Genomic DNA, 19,132 nt, shown 5'->3' with positions numbered 1-19,132 from the left:
GTGACCTTCTTTGTTCATATATGTCCATGTACAATAATGAACATAAGTGACAGAGGACACTGTGTCAATATGATGAAAGCAACAATGAACGACGAGAGGGTAGATGTGAGCACTGCAGCAAGCACTTCCCCCGGCGTCGACCGCTCGATCCCCGTGCCGTTTCACGTCCAGATCGCCGAAGTGATCCGTGAGCGCCTGGACACCGGGGCTTGGCCCGTTCACTATCGCCTCAAGCCAGAGCCTGATCTCGCGGCCGAGTTCGGAGTCTCTCGGGGAACTCTGCGAAAGGCCCTCGCCACTCTCATTACCGAAGGACGGCTTGTCCAGGTCAGAGGTAAGGGGACATTCGTCACGGCCACGCAGTTCGAACCTGCGCTCGCGCAAAACCTCACAACCCTGTCCGAGGACTTCGCCGCGAGAGGAATCACCGCCGATGTGGCTGTTCTCGAAAGCAGACTGGACCGTGCCCCGCAGAAGGTGGCAGGCCTCCTCGATGTCGGCCCAGAGACGCCCGTACTACTCCTTCGCCGCGTGCGCTCCACAGACGAAGGGCCGATTGCTTACCTCGTGAACTATGTCAGGGCTGATATGGCACCAGGTATCGAAGATACAGATTTCCGTTCTGTGAGCCTCTTTGGGTCACTGGAGTCAGAGCACGGTCTGGTCGTCACAACTGCCCGCCGCACTTTTATCGCCGAAGCCGCAGGTGAAGAAGTCTCAGGTGCATTGGGAATCGTTCCTGGGAGCCCCGTTCAGTATCTGCAGCAAGTCAGCTATATCGCAGATGGTCGAGCAATCGAATATTCCGATGTGTGGATCAACAGCGACCGCATGCGTGTGACATCTCTTCTTTCTCGTCGCGGTCCGGTCTGACACCTCCGAAACTCATTGCGCCCCTAGTAATAATGCCCAACGAGGCGTGTCAACCAAACCAACTCCCAAAATGGTTTTCGAGACGACATCACCACCGGGACCGAACAGGTTATGGAGGACTGCGACGTCATTCAGCCGACCGCGACATCTCATTCTCCTTCGATCGCCCAGACGATGTCAGTCGCTTAATGCTGAAACCGGTATAGCCGTAGACGATATTGAGCAACGGAACGATGAACGCGAACAAAATCCAAGGGATGAACTGGGTGGGTGAGAGACCGAAGACTCCGGCGGCGAAGACTGCCGGCACACCCCACGGAACGAGGTTGATACCAACAGTCCCGGCGGCTTCGACAGCTCTGGAGAGGTTCAACGGTGAGAGATTCATCCTCTTATAGGTCTCAAAGAATCCACGAGCAGGCAGAATGATCGCGAGAAACTGGGCACCGCTGGAGAATCCGACAAGTAATGTCGCGAAGATCGTTGCCGCGATGAGCGAGCCCGTCCGTTTGATCCGACGAATGAGCGGGTCGATCAAGGCAGCGAAGATACCAGTCCTTTCCAGGATCCCACCGAGTGCAGTGGCGACGATGACGAGGCCGACCGTTTCGAACATCGACGATATACCCCCGTTGCTCAACAGGCTATCGATTGCTCCCTGCCCAGAATCCGAGGTGTATCCAGCAGTCATTGCCTGGAGCGTCTCCCCCAGCGACCTGCCTTGAACCAAAATTGCCGTGATCGCTCCCATGAGGGCGACGACGATGAGTGCCGGAATTGCTGGCACTTTCAAACCAACGAGGACCAACGCAAGTACGACCACGATCAGGATGAGGGGGTGAATCGTGAATTGGTCTTGCAACCCGGCAAGAATCGCGCCAGGGTCTCCAGCTCCCACCGGTGAGTTGCCGACAACTCTGAGGCCGATGATCCAATAGAGGACGGCGCTGATCAACAGTGCCGGGATCGTATCCCAGAGCATGTGTCGGATGTGGTCGAAGAGACTCTCTCCAACCATCGCAGGAGCCACGTTCGTCGTATCCGACAGTGGTGAGAGCTTGTCACCAAAGAACGCGCCCGAGATCACTGCTCCGGCGACGATCGGTGCTGGCATGTCCATTCCCTCGCCGATTGCCATGAAGGCCAGGCCAATGGTGGCAATCGATGTGAATGAGCTGCCTAAAACAAGTGAGACGAACGCCGTGATCAGGCACACTAACGGCAGGAAGAAACTTGGGTTGATAATGCTCAAGCCGTAGTAGACCAGTGTGGGAATAATACCGCCACTGATCCATGTGCCAATGATCATGCCGATCAGGATCAGAATGAACACGGCGGGCAACGCCTTGCTCACACCGTCGGTCAGCGATTGCTCAAGCTCGCGCCACGAATATCCCAATGCCTTTCCGATGAGGCCTGCAACTGCGATACCGGTGATGATCGGTACGAGCATGCCAACGCCCCAGTATACGGTCGACATGAATGCCATTCCGATGAGAGTCAGCAACGGTAGGGTCGCGATGATGAAGTTCGGCTTCTGGGGCGTGTACATCGTTGTCACTCCGAGAGTTGGTAGGGGCAGGTTGATTGTCCTGGATACAAGGCACTAGCGGTGCTGGCCAAATGGAATGATGTCGAGATCATTAGGCACCACAGCGTTCAGGCCGGTCTCGTCGGCGAGCTGCCGCTCGAGGGAAGGACCCGATGTACCCGGAACGAGGTGATGAAGCGCTAGCTGACTGACGTCGGCCGAGCGAGCTACGGCCAACGCGTCCGAGATCGACGTATGAGACCGTTCGTGATGGCTCCGAATCGCGCGCGCCTGGGCACTCGTCGGGTCAGGGAACTTCGCAGTCAACCATTCCAGGTCAATGGCCTCGTGCAGCAGCAGATCAGCCCCTTCGGCAAGAGTGATCAGGTTCGGAGTAAACGCCGTATCGCCTGATACGACTACGGCCCCATCATCGGTGTCGAATCGGTAGCCGAACGCCGGTGCCATCGGCGGATGTTCCACCAGTATCGCCGACACCCGAACACGAGTGTCCTCGTACACGACGAAAGGATCCATCTGCGGCGCAGGATTCTCGTTCGGCTCGAACCCGATCCCCTTAGGGAGGACGATGTCCTGAGGCTGGAACATGTCCAAAGGAGATGGTCGAAGGCTGTCGAGGATACGTTCGTTGAGATCGGTCGCATTCGCTTCGACCAGTCGGGTAAAGGTCTCAATGGTGCCTGGCGTCGGTGAGTGCCCAGACACTGGTCGAGGTGGCACCTTCGCATGTGGTGAGACGGTCGGCAAGACGCCTCGATCCCCCGGGCCGATAAGAACTATAGCCTCTCGTTCTTCGTCAGTGATCTCGAACGTACTGAACATCGCAATCGATGCGAGATCCGCGATGTGGTCCGAGTGCAGATGTGTCAAGAACACCGCTTGCACTGCGTCGAGGCTGTGTCCGGCTTCGACAAGCTGGCGTCCCGCACTATAGCCGCAATCAATCATGTAGACCGCATCGCCGACGACGACAGCGGTGGAAATACCTGCGCGAACCTTCTGCTCACGATAGCGCCACCATCGTGGTCCCCCTGCTGTCCCCAAAGTGATGACGTGCGGACTGTTGTCTTCAGACATGGATTGATGCGGCCCCTTTTAATCGGTGATGTAACGATCAATTTCCAGTGTGCTTCACCTCACTGATTTTGTAGAATCAATAGTTATGAACAAGCACATAGGAATTATTGATGAGTGACATTACGCTGCGTCAGCTCGAATACTTCGTCGCCATCATCGATACCGGATCGGTGACGGCAGCCTCGAGGCAGGTCAATGTCACTCAGGCAACAGTGTCAATGGCTATTGGACAGCTGGAAAGACAACTGGGCACGGATCTGCTCATTCGAAACCGAGCCAAAGGAGTCGTACCAACGCGAGTGGGGCGAGAGTTCTCCGCACGTGCGCGACAAATTATCGCGATGACTACCGACCTCGAGCATTCGGCAACCGATGGTGGCTCCGAGATGTCAGGGCCCCTCGAGATCGGCTGTGTCTCATCACTATCGCCGCACGTCGTACCGCCATTAGCTGCACACTTCGAACGAGAACACCCACAGGTGGCGTTCAACTATCAGGAGGGTTCTGCTGGTGATTTGCAGGCGGCACTCATCGATGGAGTGCTGGACGTAGCCGTCGTCTTCTCGCGGCAGACCATCGACGCTGTCGAGTCCCAAGAGCTCGCCGAAGTCGTTCTGAAAATCATGCTCCCGTCCTCGCATCCCCTCGGCGACAGGACAGAGATCTCCTTCACCGAAGTCGCCCATGAGTCTGCAATCTTGATCGACATTCCACCCAGCCGCGATCGCTCGATAGAGTTCATGCGCGCGGCCGGTGTTGAGCCTCGGATCAAATGGACAAGTGCGAACCTCGCGACCGTGACCGCCCTGGTCGCGAGTGGCCTCGGATACTCTCTCCGCTATTCCCTCCCTCACGAGATCAACACACTGGCACCGGGAGTCGTCGAAATCCCTGTCGCGGACAGCATTCCAAGGAATGCCATCAGTGCGGTCATACCCGGAGGAATCCGACCTTCTCGACGCATGGACGAAGCTGTGGGGTTACTAAGGAGGCTCTTCTCGGACTATGGCGAATTCACCGGTTGAGGGCTCAGACCTCACTAAGCAATGGCGGATGAATGAACGTCAACATTTCTTGGCCAAGTTGTGTCCTTGCGTTGATCTGTCGACCCTCCGATCCTGGGCAATCCAAGTCATCAGTTGGAGAGTAACCGCCCCCACCGAGCATCCAAAGCATCTGCTCCCGCAAGATCCAGGGCATGCCACAACGTGACCGCGACCGAATCGAGTACAGGGACATCAAATTCCGTTTCCAGCTGTTCCACCAAGGGCGCACCGTACATGTTGGTGCATAAGTAGACCATGCAATCTGGAGTATTGGACAGAAGCTCGCGCGACTTTGGCAACAGCTCCTGCAGACTCGCATTGGCGAAAGACTCATTGTCGGATAGTCCCAAACAGCGGGATTCGACTACTTCGAGTCCTTCATGACCATATGATTCGGCCACCTGCTCGTTGACGTCAGTGGTGTAAGGCGTGAGCAGTGCGATTTTGCTGATGTGGAAACGATTGAAGATCTCGAGGTAAGCCAGAGTACTAGTGGTGGCTGGAACTCCCGTGGCGTCCGAAATGCAGTCTGTGATCTCCCGGTCGTGTGCTGCACCCAACCAAGAGCCGCTGGTACCATTCCACGCGATGACATCCACGTCTGCCGTTTTGAGCAGTTCTGCTGCTGATTGCATCGAACCGACATCGAACTGGTGATCGGACTGTTTGTCGAGAGCAATCCTCGTCACAGAAATTCGAGTACTGTGCACGGTGACATCCTCCCGAGGTCCCAAAATCCTGTAGGTCTGTGGTTCCAAACACGTGTTTGACGAAGGAACGATCATGCCGATCCGAGTCTGACGAGTGCCTTTGACCGATGGGTGGTTCAAATGGGGTGATAGCGATTCGACGTTCTGTGACATCAGTTCTACTCCTGTCGGTGTCATTCGTCTTACTCGGGCTGTCCGGGGAGACCGAGTTCAGGCCATGCCGTTGCCTCGGAAAATGGATGCTGTTTGAGGAAACGGCCGACGGGCCCAGGGTCGATGAACTGCCCCTCTTGAAATACGACTGTGCCACCACTGATGACAACATGTGGCCAACCGCGAAGATTCATCCTTTCGAAGGGCGAGAAGTCCGTGCCCATGTGGAGATCTTCAACAGCAACTTCGCGGAATTCCTCCGGATCGATGAGCACGACATCTGCATCGAAGCCAGGCGCGATTGAGCCTTTGCCCCGGAGTCCATTGATTCGTGCAGGAAAAGTCGCGAATGCCGCGACAAAGGATTCCAACCCACTGAGATCGCCTTCGACCATATGGGAGTAGGTCACGGGCAGTCTCGTCTCGACACCGGGCAGCCCGTGTGGCATCAATCGCAAGTCCTCAATGTGACTGCGTTTCTGGGCGAGATCATAGCTGGAATGGTCAGAGGCAACTGTGTTGATCGCACCGGAGGTCAGACGTTCCCTCAGTGCCAACATTGTTTCTTTATCGCGCATGGGCGGACAACAGGCGAAGAACTCTGGCCGGGGACCGTTGTAGACCTCGTCGCTGAGTGCCACGTAGTGTGGGCACGTTTCGGAGTAGATCGGCAGACCACGTGCCTGAGCTGCAGTGACCAGGTCAACGGCACCTGGGGAGGACTGATGGACAAAGTAGACTGCCGCTCCCGCATATTCAGCCATAGCAAGGACTTCTCGCACACTGGCTTCCTCCGCCAAAATGGGGCGGGTGAAAGGAAGATCTCTGGCGTGGACTTCGCCAATGTCGGCGTGCCGTTCAGTGCAGTCCACGATGATCTCGTCGTGCTCAGCATGAACGAAAGTGAGCCCGTCAATTCGCGCCATTTCACGGAGGACTTTGACCATGGTGTCACCATCGGCCATTGTTGTTCCCCTATTGGTGGCGTAAAGTTTCACCGATCGAATGCCACGATCAGCGAGGGCATTGAGCTGATCCGGTACAGTCTCGTCCCATGTGATTACTGAAGAATGAAGCGCTACGTCACAACGTGCTTCAGGTACTAGTGAGAGCTTGTATTCGGCCGCCTGCAATGGGGTCTGTGTGGAGTCCGCTGGGATGCCGAAGTCCATGACAGTGGTGGTCCCGCCAGCCAGCGCAGCTGCCGTGGTGATTGCATAGCTGTCTGTGGTGAGATGTGGACCAGTCTGTTGAGCGATGTGGCAGTGCGCATCGACACCACCCGGAATCACTATGCGGCCCGTGGCGTCGATGAGACGATCTGCGGTTGGCACAGGTGACGACGCATCTACAACTTCGGAGATTTTTCCATCCCTCAACACGACATGCGCTCGCTGTCTGCCATTCGAATTAACCACTAGTCCATGTGCGATGACTAAGGTTTCGCTCATGCTTCCCCCTCCGGGTAGATAGTGCTCTGACGACGTGCGATCTGTTCATCAAGTGCCGTGGACAGGCCTCCGCGTACCTTTACAGGAGGGGGCCCATAAGAACTAGCTCGATGAGGATTGCTATCCAGTGCCACGATGGCTTCAGTCAATTTCACTCCTGCCGAAATCCCGTCGACGACGGGCACCGGAATCTGATCCTTTACTTGGCGGGCCAAGCCAGCCAATGGGGCACCCGCCAAGACGATGGCATCCGCTCCGTCACGCTCCACTGCCAGATGCGCGAGTTCAACCAACTTCTGGCCGAACTCCTGCTGTACCGATCCGATAGAATTCAGCGGGTCAGATAGCGAATGAATGGACGCCAGTCTGGACGCGTATCCGTATGACTCAACGCAATCGCGATACCACGGGGTGATCCGAGGTGATATTGCGATGATGGACATGCGGCTCCCCAAAAGTGAGGCAGCTGCAAGCGCGGCCTCAGTAATCCCGATGACGGGGGCATCGCAGAGCTCTTTCAATGCCGGCATTCCTGGGTCCCCGAACGCGGCGACCATCACCGCGTCGAAGCCAGGATTTTCGGCGATGACTTCTGCCGTCGCCGTCCCCGCGAGCAGTGACTCCAATCGAGTTTCAATGTACTCGACTCCAAACCCGGCCGTGCGAATCGTCAATTGGGTTTCTGGTGCTTTGCTGCGTTCGGCCTCGGCAGCGATCAGTGTGGTCACATCGTTGGAGATATTCGGATTGACAACGAGAAGTTTCATCGTGCTCCTGACAATGCTGATGCGTGCAAGTCGGGGAACTGCATGCGGTATTTGGCAATGTGGCGTGCGGACTGCGCCGCGGCTGTTTCGGAGTCACCGCTTGCGATAGCGGACAGCAGCAGACGATGTTCTTCGATGAGTTCGCTCAGATCATTCGCATGTCGAAAGAGCCAATGCAACCGCCCCAGCAGAGGTTCTAAGGCCGACCGCAGGAGTTCATTGTCCGCCAGTGCGAATACTCGATCGTGGAATTCATTGTTGATGCGCTGGGCCTTATCTCGTCGGCCAGTGGCGAGGAATGAATCAGCTGCGTCTAACATCTCCGCCAGGGCATCGAGCTGATCCGAGCCCGCACGCACAGCAGCTAGACGACAGGCGTGGACTTCCAGAGCTTCGCGCAGATCGAACAAGTCACGAACATCCTTATCGGTCAACGATGCTACGAGAGATCCTCGCGTGGACTTCTCCACGACCAGCCCTTCTTGGCGCAACATCCGAAGTGCCTCACGGACTGGAAGTCGCGAAACTTTGAACTCTTCTGCGAGCTGTCGTTCGACAAGGCGAGCCCCAGGAACGTAGTAGCCATCAAAAATACGCTTCCTGATCGTGTCCCGCACTTGCTCTCGCAGAGGCGCTGCCTTCGCTGGGGTTTCATCAGCTATCGACATGGTCATCCTTTCGTCCTTGCTTCAAATCGCGAGTCGTTTGGAGTAGTCGAGAGTGACCACGGCCAGTCCCATGATCACCGCAGATCCGACAAAATAGAGAAGGGCCCATGTGTAGCCACCGGTCGCGCCGACAATGAGGCCCACGACGATAGGGGTGAGGAACCCGGCGACATTACCAGACAGATTCATTGCACCACCGAGGATTCCCGCGTTCGCACGACCACCGAGCGTCGCAGGAACGGCCCAGAAAAGGCCGACCCAGCGAAGGAAAAACAGAACGACCGAGAGCATGATCACTGCGGTGATCGGATCAAAGATGATCGTCGTTCCCACCAGCCCGAGAGTGACCATGATCGCTGAGATTCCCAGCATCGAGCGCATTACCTTGTTTGTTCCGATCCCTTTGGCTCGTAGCGAATCGGCCAACCGTCCGCCGATAATCTCACCGACGAAGCCGGCTGCAAAGATGACGAAAGTGGACCAACCGATGGTATTCAAGTCGAACCCCTTTGATTCGGACAGATACAGGGGCCCCCATGTCAATAGGCCGTAGAATACGCCATTGAATCCGAACCATCCGAAGCACATCGACCAAAACGAGCGATACTTCAAATAATTGCGCAGCTTGCCTTTCCCATTGTTGTCGGGATTTTCCTCGTCTTCTTTGAGATGCTCAGCTTCGATGTAGTCGCCTTCGGACGCGTTCATTCCGGGGTGGTTGCGGGGGCTGTCCCGTACATACCACCAGACGGCCACTCCGAGCAGCATGGTGGCGGCACCGGCAATGATGAACGCCCATCGCCATGATCCTGTCGCGGCGATCAGTCCGGCGATTGCGATGCCACCGATGCCTGCGCCCAGTGGTGCTCCAGCATCCAAGATGGTCGCTCCGCGGCCGCGTTCCTTTGCCGGCATCCACAAGGCGTTGAGTTTGCCGCCCGCTGGCATCACGCCTGCTTCGGTGATTCCGATTCCCAGACGAGCGATGAACATTGAGACGAATCCGCCTGCCAGGCCGGAGCCAGCGGTTGCTGCACCCCAACCGACGCAGGAGGCAGTGAGTATTTTGCGAGGACCGAAACGGTCAATGAGCCACCCGACGGGAACTTGCATTGCCGCGTATGACCAGAAGAATGCGGAAAGGAGCAGGCCGACCAGTTCCGGAGCAAGGTCGAACTCCTTCTGAATCATCGGCAGTGCGACGGAGATCGAGCCGCGATCAATATAATTTACCGTGACCAATACGAGCAGAAGTATGAAAAGTTTCCAGCGGACACTGGTCATTGTCGATTGTGGAGCCGTCTTCGGAAGAGTGGGCAAAAGTTTGTCAGATTGCTGATTCTTCGACATTGAAGTTCCTCATTGAAATCAGTGAGTGGGCAGCTAAGTTGTGCACATGTGGTGGTGATTCCGTTGATGCAGATCACTGTTCGAAATTCCGATTTGGGATCCCGATTTGGGATCCCTTATCAGCGTAAGCGGGTGTTGTGCAGAGCGGCAAGGTTGTTTTGGGCTGGAATATCAACCCACTAAACCGTTGTGGCTGATACGTGGGAGTGAAGGAATGTACTCATTCGACCATTCCTCGTCGAGAGTAATGGAGACGCAAGAGGCCGAAGACTTGGCTAAGAACCAACACGGCATTCCTGGCCCCAATTCAGAGGTGGTGAAGAAGTAGCGGCCGACCACGGCTGAGATCGTCTCGGTGAATGTTCGCAACGGCCTCCGGTAGTCAATGTGCGAGACTCTCCAAGTCTTGAGATTCGCGATCGCCTGCTCGACGAGAAATCGCACATTGTTCACAAGCGTGCGGAGAGTCTTCGCCTCATCGATGAGAGACGGGCCGACAGGTTTCGGGATCGGAGTGACCATGGCCAATCCGGTGAAGCTCTGTCTCCCATCCATTGGCCAAAATCGCCTGCGTTGAGGGCATCAATGGCTTGCTGGCAGAAAGAGTCATTCCGGCTGCCGGAATAGGATGCTACGAAAACGTTGTGTAACTTGTCGCTTTTTCAACAAAGATGCGCCAGTCTCTTCAGCCGAAAGACTCAACTCACCCCACGTCTACCCATCTTTTTCAACGGAATCCCACGGAAACTCATGACAGCAACACGAACCTCAGAAGCGCCGAGACCGCTGAATTCTAGAGGCAAGAGCCACCCCACGGAAACTCCCGGATTCAATGACTCCACATCGATCAAGTGTGGGTGCGAGTCCCACTGGGGGACTTCTTTCGCCTCGCCGTTCTCTGCCGGTCATTCTCAGCCCGCCACGCGCTTGTCTCCTGCGTACAATCGGATCATTCGCCGAAGGCAGTCAAAGGATATTCATCGCCATGGCCGAGATCGTGCTCTACCATCACATACAGGGACTCACCGACGGGGTCGCAGCATTCGCCGAGGAGCTGAGAGGCTCGGGACATACGGTGCACGTGCCCGACATGTTCGAGGGCCGTACGTTCGGGTCCATCGAGGAGGGTTTCGCCTATGCCGGCGAGGCCGGGTTCGACACGATCCGACAGCGCGGCCTCGTTGCAACACCGGCGCCAGGAACAGGGCTCGTCTTCGCGGGCCTGTCCTTCGGCGTGACCATCGCCCAGATGCTCGCCCAGACCCACGGCGAAGCCCGCGGTGCGCTCCTCATCGACGCCTGCCTGCCGGTCTCCGAATTCGGGCCCGCATGGCCTGAGAGTGTGCCGGTGCAGATCCATGGCAAGGAAGACGATGAATTCTTCGAAGAGGACCTGCCCGCTGCCCGCGACCTAGCCGACTCCACACCCTCGGCAGAACTCTTCGTCTACCCTGGCGATCAGCATCTCTTCGCCGATTCCTCCTTGGGCTCCTTCGACGCTGGCGCGACTGAGCTGCTGCTCGAACGGGTCCATGGGTTCCTCGCCACCATCTGAACGTCCTGCGCGAGCGTGGAGGTTCGCATCCGGACGTTCGCCCGGGCAAGATGGTGACATGACGAATGTGCTGCTCACCCCGCAGGGGCCCCCTCAGCCCGTCGGCGATCTGGGAGATCCCAGCGTCGCTGCCACGCCGGGACCTGCCGTGCTCTTCGCGAATTCGGCTGCCTCGGGTGAGCTCGGCCAAGGTTCAGCACCTGAGACATCTCAGGCGGGGAGCACTTTGGCCACCGGGTCGAATCGCCCGGTCGCCTACCGTGAGGCCGGCGTCGATTGGCACGAGCTCGGATACGAGGCAGCCGACCACTGGGAGGGCCTTTCCCCCGAGCTGCGCCAGCGGCTGATCGCCGACCGAACGTCGCAGCTCAGCCGTGAGGAGTACTCCGTCACCACCAGCGGTGCGAGCGCGTCGATGATCACGAGCAATTGGACGTACTCCGGCTCTCCTCGCATGTACCGCGTCGCGGGTGAACTTCGCGAACTCGCCGAGGTGCTCGCGGAGATCACTGATAACTGATTTCTGCCGGCGTGACGAGTTTCGATCGACGGCTAACTCATCGGCATCATTGACGGCGCTGCGGAGTTCAACGTCTCCCTTGGGCAGGCCGATTCCGCAGTGGTCTTCGGAGAAGGACTGACCGAGGACAGTCAACTCGTCCCCGCTCTGCGCGGCAGCGTGCCCGCCTCCGCCTGTCGGTCTCGGCTATCCGAAATGGCTGCCACATTGAGCTCCGCCCACCGGCGCAGGGCGGCGACGGGCTCCTGAAGGGACCGACCCAGTTCGGTCAGCGCGTATTCCACTCGTGGAGGAACCTCGCCGAAGACTTCTCTGGTCACCAGCCCATCTGCCACCAGAGACCGCAGGGTCGATGTGAGGACCTTCGGTGTGATCCCACCGATCGCCACACGAACTTCGCTGAATCGCTTCGGACCCTCATCGAGGACCTCGATGATGAGGACCGTCCATTTGTCACCGACGCGGTCGAGGACGACTCTGGTCGGACATTCGGGATCGAAGGCATCGCCTTCCCAGGAACTGCTCATACTCATACCCCAATAGTATCTTTGAGGTACTCGATATCCAAAGGGTATCTTTGTCGTAACAGCCGCTTCAACGAAAGGACTCACCATGAAGATCGCACTGTTCGGAGCTTCCGGAATGATCGGATCCCGCGTCACCAAGGAAGCCGCCGAGCGCGGACTCGAGGTCACGGCCATCACTCGATCCGGCGCCGAGGCACCCGGAGCCGCAACGAATCTCAAGGGCAACATGGGAGACGCCGAGTTCGACCGACAGGTCGTCGCCGATCATGACGTCATCGTCTCCACCACTGGCCCCAGCCGCGCCGGCGGACCCCACGAAGAGTGGTTAGAAGCTCTGGAGACCCTGGCTCAGTCAAGCGGAGACAAGCGCGTCTTCGTCGTCGGCGGTGCCGGATCACTCTTCGTCGGCGACACGCTGCTCAAGGACACCGAAGGCTTCCCGGAGGCCTATAAGGCCGAGTCCGAAACCGGCACGAGAGCACTCGAGCTGATGCGTGCAGGCAGCCACTCCCCCTGGACTCTCATCTCCCCCGCCCCTGAGATCGGCCCCGGTGAACGTACGGGAACCTACAAGACCGAGCTCGAGACGCCCGCCGGCGATTCGATCTCAGCCGAGGACTTCGCGGTGGCCATGGTTGACGAGATCGTCGATCCCAAGCATGTTGACGCCCGGTTCACGGTCGCGAACTGAGGAAATCAAGAGCCTAGCGGCGGACCCTCACGGAATTCGGGCCTCGGGCGCTACGATTCCGCCCCCGTCAATGACAAGAACGCCGGGAGTGCAATTGCACTCCCGGCGTTTTTCAGACCTCATCAGGGTTCACATCGCGGTGATGACCGGACGCGAATCCTGCACTCAGGCATCAGGCCTTGGCGGTTTCCTTCTTAGGAGCCGGCTTTGAGTTGGCTGCCTCGACAAAGTTCTTACGAGGAACGTCGAGATCGGCCAGCGGCATGGCGTCGCGGCCGACGATGGCGTTGAGGATCCAGTTGCCGAAGACCTTGACCTTGCGGTCCACTGTCGGGATCGCGTAGCCGTGGTAGGCGCGGTGCATCAGCCAAGCGAGGACGCCGCGGGCTTCGAAGTCGCCCATCTGCGAAACGCCCTTGTACAGGCCGAGACCTGCCACAGTGCCGATCGTCTTGTGGAAGTACTGCTTGAACTCGGTCTCTCCGCGCAGTGCGGCGAGAACGTTGGCAGCCAGCACTGGTGCCTGGCGCACGGCATGCTGAGCGTTGGGCACGCAGTAGCCGCCCACGCCGCCACCGGAGAGATCAGGCACGGCAGCATTGTCACCGGCGGCCCATGCGCCTTCGACCACACCGTTGTCGCCCTCGACGCGCAGATCGGCGCGCACGGTCACGCGACCGCGCTCATCGAGAGGCAGGTCCGAGTCGACGAGGATCGGGTTGGCCTTGACGCCAGCCGACCACACGATGGTGTCGGCGTCGAACTCTTCGCCGCTGGAGAGCTTGATGTGCTTGTCGGTGCAGTCCTGAAGGAAGGTCTCGAGGTACACATCGATGCCGCGTTCGCGCATGTGCTCCACAACCCAACGAGCCTGAGCTTCGCCGACCTCGGGCATGACGCGATCGAGCGCCTCGACGAGGACGAAGCGGACGTCGGCTTCTGTCAGCGTCTCGTACTGAGCCACTGCGGAGCGGACGACGTCTTCGAGCTCGGTAAGGAGTTCGATGCCGGCGAATCCGCCGCCGACGAAGACGAAGGTCAGCGCCTTGCGACGCTCGTCATCATCTTCCATCAGCGAGGCATCGGACAAGCGGCTGAGGAGGTGATCGCGCAGTGCGACGGCTTCCTCGATGCGCTTGAGCGCAATGGCGTTCTCCTTGAGGCCGGGGATCGGCAGAGCGCGCGCCACCGAACCGGCGGCCATGATGATGTGGTCGTAGTCGAGCTCGAACGCTTCGTCGTTCTCCGGCTCAACGGTGACGAACTTGTCGCCGTGGTTGATCGAGGTGACCTTCGCGGTGATGACCTCAGCACCGGAGAGATTGCGGCGCAACGGCACGACGGCGTGACGTGGTTCGATGGACCCGGCTGCCACCTCGGGGAGGAACGGCAGGTAGGTCATGTAGGGATTGGGATCGACCACGGTCACCGTGGCTTCGCCACGACCGAGGTTCTTCAACAGATTCTGAGCGGTAACGAGACCAAGGTAGCCGCCACCAACGACGAGGATTCGAGGACGCAATTTTGAGTTTCTGATGAGTGCCATATTCCCATCTTAGGCCCTTGTGAAAACTTTCACTAATTGCATCTCGACGCTCCAGATCAGAGGTTCAGCACCGGGTTCCATCAGCGTCTGCGACGGATGAAAACCACTGCTGAGAGCACGAAGAGGATAACTGCGATGAGGCCTCCGGCACCCAGAACCGAGAAGCCCAGCTTGGGCGTCGACTGCGATGAGACAACATCCTTGGGCGCGACTGCTTTCGGGTTGTTGTCCTCTGCCGGTGCCGCATTCTCCGTCTCAGCCGGGTCGGACTTCGCACGCCGGTGCATCGTCACCCAGTCGGCGAGTGCGTCGGCTGAGCTGAGAACTGTCTTCGGGACGTCGGACTTCATCGCGGCCTTCGGGTCGAGGCGGCCCCAGCCGACGATGGGATCCGGCTTACCCTTTTTGCTCTGCCCCTTATGCCCGGGCACGGGCTTGGCCGTCGAGGTCAGCTTGGCGGTGACCTCGTCGGCACTGAGGTCTGGGTCTTCGGCCCGGATCAGCGCTGCCACTCCGGAGACGATCGGTGAGGCGAAGGAACATCCCTGTCCCTCTGCGTAGCCGCCCGAGTAGTACGGGATCGGAATGTCTTCCGCCGGCCCCATGAGGTCCACAGCTGTTCCGGGAGCAGTTGACTCGGAGAGAACTCGGTTGTTCTTGCCCAGTCCGCCGACGCCGATGACGCCGGGCACCGTCGACGGCGACCACGCCTGCGTCGCGCCTTGGGAGGCATTGCCGACACAGGCGACGATGACGACATCCTTCTCGTAGGCGTAGGCGAAGGATTCGTCCCAGCTGGAGGGCCAGGCAGGATCGTCCCAGCCCAGCGACATGTTGATGACCTTGGCTCCGGAGTCGACGGCCCAGCGGATGGCTTTGTCGGCCTGCTCACGAGTGGAGCCTGATTCCTTCGGGCGGTCGGGGCCCAACCACATCGAGGCAGACAGGATGTCGACGTCGGGTGCGACACCGGTCGGTCCGGCGCCCTGTCCCTGGCCGGCGATGACTCCAGAGACGGCGGTGCCGTGGTGGATCGTCGTCTTGCCGCCGATCGGGGTCTTGCCGTCCTTGTCGAGCCCGCTGAAGTCCTTTGACTTGCTGACCACACCCTTGAGGTCCTCATGTTTGGCGTTGACGCCGGAATCGATGACGGCGACCTTCACGCCTTTGCCCGTGGACTTCTTCCACATGTCATCGATGCCGTACTTCTTGATGTACCACTGTCCAGGTCCCGGCTCGGGCGCAGCGAGTGCCGGCTGAGTCGTGCCCATGACCAGACCCAGAACCAGAGAACCGACGATGGCGAGTTTTGCGGTGCGCCTTCCAGCGCGTGGGCGCTGGGAAGCTGTCGGTGTCCGCGGTGCGCCGAGCCTCACGACTGCGGTCGCGCCAGGTCGAGCGCGGTGCCGTCGAGGATGTCCGTCTCCGAGACCATGATGTCAAGTTCGGCTCCCGCGCTCCTGACAGCGGAGTCGATGCGGGCCGCGATTCGGGCGAACAGCAGTCCTCCCGCCGCGATGACGTCGACGCGTCCGGGGTGCATGTACGGGAGTGCCGCACGAGCCTCACGCCCCATCCGCAGCAGTTCGTTGGCTTCGCCGTCGATATCGGCCACGCGCAGATGGGTGCCGTGGATGCGTTCGCGCTGGTAACTGTCGAGGTCGAGGATTCCAGCGGCCAGTGTCGTGACAGTGCCCGCGACTCCGATCATCGTCCGCGGGGCGGTGAGATCGACGATCTCTGCGGCCTTGTCGAGGTTGGCATCGATGTCGTCGATGGCCGCCTGGATCTGTGCCTGGTCGGGAACGTCGACAGACATGTGGCGTTCGGTCAGACGCACGGATCCGATATCCATGCTGACCGCCGAGGTGACGCTTTCCGTGCCGAGGACCAGCTCGGTGGAGCCCCCGCCGAGATCCATGACGAGGAACGGTCCGCTGTCGGCACCGAGTCCGACGGTGGCGCCGAGGAATGACAGATGAGCCTCTTCGTCACCGGTGATGACGTCGGGCACGACGCCCAGGATGCCGAAGATGCCTGCAAAGAAATCGTCTCGGTTCTTCACGTCACGGCTGGCGGAGGTGGCGACGAATCTCAGCTTCTCCGGTGAGTACTCGGCAGCCACCTCGGCGAATTCCCGGGCTGCGGCGAACGTGCGCTCCAAGGCTTCGGGGGCGAACTCACCGGTCGCGTCCACTCCCTGGCCGAGGCGCACGATCCGGGTCTCACGACGAAGCTCGGTCATCTGTCCGTGCTCGTCGACGTCGGCGATGAGCAGACGCAGGGAATTGGTCCCACAGTCGAAGGCGGCAACTCGCATGAGTCTCTCCTATTCGCTTGCCTCGGCCGAGGCGTTCTCTGCGCCCGCCTGGGTGGGGACGTCGGTCATGAAGGAGATTGCGCGATCACCGATCGGGTTGGCCCCGGGGCCGGCAGCCAGTGAGTGGCCGACCAAGGCATGCAGGCATTTCACTCGGGTGGGCATGCCGCCGGCGGAGTAGTCCTTGATCTCCTCCACCTCGGCGAGGCCGGCCGTCTTACCGATCTCGGATCGCGTCGCGAGGTAAGCGGTATGGGCCTTGGCATAGGAGGCTGCGAGCTCTTCGTCCTCGGCGAGCTCAGCGGACCACTCGGCCATGATTCCCGAAGCCTCGAGACGCGAGCATTCGGTGACGAAAGCGGGATGGGTGAGGTAGAAGGCGGTGGGGAACGGCGTGCCGTCCTCGAGCCTCGGAGCGGTGGCGACGACCAGAGGCTCACCCGATGTGCTGCGGGCGGCAATCCCGACGACGCCGCGCGGAATCCGCCCGAGCTGGTCCTTCAGGATGGCGAAGTCCGCCTCGGTGCACTCTGTGATCATCAGCCCTTCTCCACGGTATTGCCGACCTCTTGAATCGACTCCAGCAACTCAAGGTACCAGGCTTGTTTGCGCTCCGGGCGGTCCGTATCCGAATCGTCACCGTTGATCGCCTCCTGGTTGGTGACGATGACCGCGTTCTTGCCCTCTTCGACGTAGTACTGGTCCTTGCGTGCCTTGCGTTTGATGTATGCGGGGTCTTTGAGGTTCTCGTTCTTCTCCTCCAGTCCCTGGACTTCGGACTTCGTCGATTCGATCTCGCTGTTGAGAGCGGCGATCTGCTGTGCCTGCTTGAGGGCCGAGTTGATCGAGGGCAGGAAGGTGACGAGCACGATGGCGATGACGAGGAGGAATACTCCCGTCTGCCAGGACAGCTTCCGCTTGCGAGTGTCCTCGGTGGGCTGAGCCTCGACGACCGGGGCAGGGCGTCGACGGGGAGCGGCTCTGCCCGGAGCCGATTTGGGGGCGCTTTTTCTAGGCTTGCTCGGAACCATGTCTCTTTCCTCTGCGACCGGGGATGGGGAAGGCTGTCGCAACACATCTAAGTCTGCCGTGTCAGCATCCGGACTTCGAGGATTTGGGTGTCGTGGCGTGTTCTATTTTTCGAAAGCCCGCATCCGCCGCGCTCCTTCGCTGCCGTCGTGCACCCGTCACGCATCTTTCACCCGCCAGTCCCGCCAGTCCCGGCCGCCCCGGGCACTCGCCCCGACCGCCCCAAGGCGCCCACTCCAGCCGCCTGGCAGCTCACCACTCCCCTCCCAGCCTCCACCTCAAACAGGACTTATCCACAGAGTTATACACCCACCTAATGCCATTCATTGCTATTTTGTCTATTTTGATGCATTTTAATGTCATGTACAAAATTATGACCACACAACAGATCATCCGGCTCGGATTCACTCACGGAGACATCCGCGATCAGATTGAAGAACGCGACGCCGCAGTCATGGCACGATGCGAAGTCAGATTTCAGAAGCAGGGACAGCAGGAGCGCGGTGTTCTCACATGTCTCCGCTGCTCTCATCCATGGCCTGCCGATTGCATACCCCGTCACCCACCAGGTGGAGGTGGTGCGCCCCGGAGTCAACCGCAGATTCAAGAGCATCCATGTCAGGGGCGTAACGATCCCGAAGCAGCACCGGCAGGGAGTTCGCGGGACCGAGGTGACGACGAGGGAGAAGATCCTCGCGACGCTGGCTCAATGCTTGGAGACCAGGAACACCAAGAAGGTTCAACTCGCTCTCGACTTGGCCGATGCCCGTCGCGAGTCCCCCGCCGAGTCGATCGCCGCGGTGAGATTCTTTCAACACGGATTCGTCGGATTCGTCCCTCAAATCGTGTTCGACGCGACCTCGCTGCGACGTCAGATTCGCGTCGACTTCTGCCACAAGGCAGCCCGGCTGATCGTTGAAATCGATGGACTCGGAAAGCTGTATCTCGGCTCGGAGGTGCCCCGTGCCGAACTCGAACGCGAAAGGCGCAGAGACCAATGGCTGCGCGATCAAGGATGGCGAGTCATCAGAATCAGTTGGAAAGAGCTATTCACGGAGGCGAAGTTCGAAGAGATCAGACGAATCCTCATGGGCACGAGGTGATTATCCGAGGATGCGCTCGGCAGGCGCGGCAGGGCCCCTCACCCGCAACCGCATGAACAACCTCTGCAGCTGTATGAATTGCGCCGGGGCAGGTGGTTTTGTCATCGACAGGAGGTCTTGTCGATGAATGCCGCCGAGGCGGGTGCCGGGTGACCATTGATGATCACCTGACACCCGCCTCGGGGGCGAAGCCA

20 protein-coding genes are annotated in these 19,132 nt (G+C 59.2%); 6 read left to right on the top strand and 14 right to left on the bottom strand.

Annotated features, from left to right (window positions below; genetic code table 11):
* Entirely contained in the window at positions 1-873 is an 873-nt protein-coding gene (locus tag JFC13_RS00290; protein ID WP_332839292.1) for a GntR family transcriptional regulator, read from the top strand.
* A 127-nt stretch (positions 874-1,000) separates the two neighbouring features.
* On the opposite strand, the gene nhaC is transcribed toward JFC13_RS00290, so the two are convergent.
* Both nhaC and JFC13_RS00280 read right to left on the bottom strand, forming a co-directional pair.
* On the bottom strand, positions 1,001-2,425 hold the full coding sequence (nhaC, locus tag JFC13_RS00285) for a Na+/H+ antiporter NhaC (protein ID WP_232488011.1): 1,425 nt from the start codon (positions 2,423-2,425) through the stop codon (positions 1,001-1,003).
* A 54-nt stretch (positions 2,426-2,479) separates the two neighbouring features.
* A complete protein-coding gene (locus tag JFC13_RS00280; RefSeq protein WP_198395130.1) occupies positions 2,480-3,502 on the bottom strand; it encodes an MBL fold metallo-hydrolase in 1,023 nt (340 codons plus the stop codon).
* 110 nt (positions 3,503-3,612) lie between these two features.
* Here JFC13_RS00280 and JFC13_RS00275 point away from each other — a divergent pair, with 110 nt between their 5' ends.
* Positions 3,613-4,527, top strand: coding sequence for a LysR family transcriptional regulator (locus JFC13_RS00275; RefSeq protein ID WP_198395129.1), 915 nt, complete (start codon positions 3,613-3,615; stop codon positions 4,525-4,527).
* Positions 4,528-4,637: 110 nt separating this feature from the next.
* Here JFC13_RS00275 and JFC13_RS00270 read toward each other — a convergent pair whose 3' ends face one another.
* The 6 genes from JFC13_RS00270 to JFC13_RS00245 form a co-directional block, all read right to left on the bottom strand.
* Entirely contained in the window at positions 4,638-5,411 is a 774-nt protein-coding gene (locus JFC13_RS00270; RefSeq protein ID WP_232488010.1) for a maleate cis-trans isomerase family protein, read from the bottom strand.
* 29 nt (positions 5,412-5,440) lie between these two features.
* A complete protein-coding gene (locus JFC13_RS00265) occupies positions 5,441-6,862 on the bottom strand; it encodes an amidohydrolase family protein (RefSeq protein WP_198395128.1) in 1,422 nt (473 codons plus the stop codon).
* Complete coding sequence (locus JFC13_RS00260; protein WP_198395127.1) at positions 6,859-7,629, bottom strand: aspartate/glutamate racemase family protein; 771 nt, start codon at positions 7,627-7,629, stop codon at positions 6,859-6,861. Before JFC13_RS00260 ends, JFC13_RS00265 begins: the two co-directional genes overlap by 4 nt.
* Complete coding sequence (locus JFC13_RS00255) at positions 7,626-8,303, bottom strand: GntR family transcriptional regulator (RefSeq protein ID WP_232488009.1); 678 nt, start codon at positions 8,301-8,303, stop codon at positions 7,626-7,628. Before JFC13_RS00255 ends, JFC13_RS00260 begins: the two co-directional genes overlap by 4 nt.
* A 15-nt stretch (positions 8,304-8,318) precedes the next feature.
* Entirely contained in the window at positions 8,319-9,647 is a 1,329-nt protein-coding gene (locus JFC13_RS00250; protein WP_198395126.1) for an MFS transporter, read from the bottom strand.
* 171 nt (positions 9,648-9,818) lie between these two features.
* Entirely contained in the window at positions 9,819-10,169 is a 351-nt protein-coding gene (locus JFC13_RS00245) for a hypothetical protein (RefSeq protein ID WP_198395125.1), read from the bottom strand.
* A gap of 463 nt (positions 10,170-10,632) precedes the next feature.
* Between JFC13_RS00245 and JFC13_RS00240 the strand changes: the two genes are divergently transcribed.
* Both JFC13_RS00240 and JFC13_RS00235 read left to right on the top strand, forming a co-directional pair.
* Positions 10,633-11,202 carry a dienelactone hydrolase family protein gene (locus JFC13_RS00240; RefSeq protein ID WP_198395124.1) on the top strand — a complete coding sequence of 190 codons (570 nt, stop codon included), beginning with the start codon at positions 10,633-10,635 and terminating at the stop codon, positions 11,200-11,202.
* A gap of 58 nt (positions 11,203-11,260) precedes the next feature.
* The gene (locus JFC13_RS00235; RefSeq protein WP_198395123.1) at positions 11,261-11,722 is read left to right on the top strand and encodes a hypothetical protein; all 462 of its coding nucleotides are present in this window, start codon (positions 11,261-11,263) and stop codon (positions 11,720-11,722) included.
* 131 nt (positions 11,723-11,853) lie between these two features.
* Here JFC13_RS00235 and JFC13_RS00230 read toward each other — a convergent pair whose 3' ends face one another.
* Positions 11,854-12,255 carry a winged helix-turn-helix transcriptional regulator gene (locus JFC13_RS00230; RefSeq protein ID WP_198395122.1) on the bottom strand — a complete coding sequence of 134 codons (402 nt, stop codon included), beginning with the start codon at positions 12,253-12,255 and terminating at the stop codon, positions 11,854-11,856.
* A gap of 79 nt (positions 12,256-12,334) precedes the next feature.
* On the opposite strand from JFC13_RS00230, the gene JFC13_RS00225 reads away from it, so the two are divergent.
* On the top strand, positions 12,335-12,940 hold the full coding sequence (locus JFC13_RS00225; RefSeq protein ID WP_198395121.1) for an NAD(P)-dependent oxidoreductase: 606 nt from the start codon (positions 12,335-12,337) through the stop codon (positions 12,938-12,940).
* 172 nt (positions 12,941-13,112) lie between these two features.
* Here the strand turns inward: JFC13_RS00225 and JFC13_RS00220 are convergent, their stop codons facing one another.
* The 5 genes from JFC13_RS00220 to JFC13_RS00200 all read right to left on the bottom strand — a co-directional run bounded on the left by JFC13_RS00220 (position 13,113) and on the right by JFC13_RS00200 (position 17,837).
* Positions 13,113-14,486, bottom strand: a complete 1,374-nt coding sequence (locus JFC13_RS00220; protein ID WP_198395120.1) for an NAD(P)/FAD-dependent oxidoreductase — start codon at positions 14,484-14,486, stop codon at positions 13,113-13,115.
* Positions 14,487-14,566: 80 nt separating this feature from the next.
* Positions 14,567-15,862, bottom strand: coding sequence for a S8 family peptidase (locus JFC13_RS00215; RefSeq protein WP_198395119.1), 1,296 nt, complete (start codon positions 15,860-15,862; stop codon positions 14,567-14,569).
* On the bottom strand, positions 15,859-16,806 hold the full coding sequence (locus JFC13_RS00210; protein WP_198395118.1) for a Ppx/GppA phosphatase family protein: 948 nt from the start codon (positions 16,804-16,806) through the stop codon (positions 15,859-15,861). The genes JFC13_RS00215 and JFC13_RS00210 overlap by 4 nt, the downstream gene beginning before the upstream one ends.
* Before the next feature lie 9 nt (positions 16,807-16,815).
* Positions 16,816-17,346 carry a DUF501 domain-containing protein gene (locus JFC13_RS00205; RefSeq protein ID WP_198395117.1) on the bottom strand — a complete coding sequence of 177 codons (531 nt, stop codon included), beginning with the start codon at positions 17,344-17,346 and terminating at the stop codon, positions 16,816-16,818.
* Positions 17,346-17,837 (bottom strand): FtsB family cell division protein, encoded by a 492-nt coding sequence (locus JFC13_RS00200; protein ID WP_198395116.1) that lies wholly within the window; start codon positions 17,835-17,837, stop codon positions 17,346-17,348. The genes JFC13_RS00205 and JFC13_RS00200 overlap by 1 nt, the downstream gene beginning before the upstream one ends.
* Positions 17,838-18,338: 501 nt before the next feature.
* Here JFC13_RS00200 and JFC13_RS19760 point away from each other — a divergent pair.
* Positions 18,339-18,938, top strand: a complete 600-nt coding sequence (locus tag JFC13_RS19760) for a DUF559 domain-containing protein (RefSeq protein WP_332839291.1) — start codon at positions 18,339-18,341, stop codon at positions 18,936-18,938.
* Positions 18,939-19,132: the final 194 nt, after the last annotated feature.

The organism is Brevibacterium antiquum (assembly GCF_016107655.1).
Lineage (GTDB): Bacteria > Actinomycetota > Actinomycetes > Actinomycetales > Brevibacteriaceae > Brevibacterium > Brevibacterium antiquum.
This window is presented reverse-complemented; position numbering and strand designations above follow the sequence as displayed.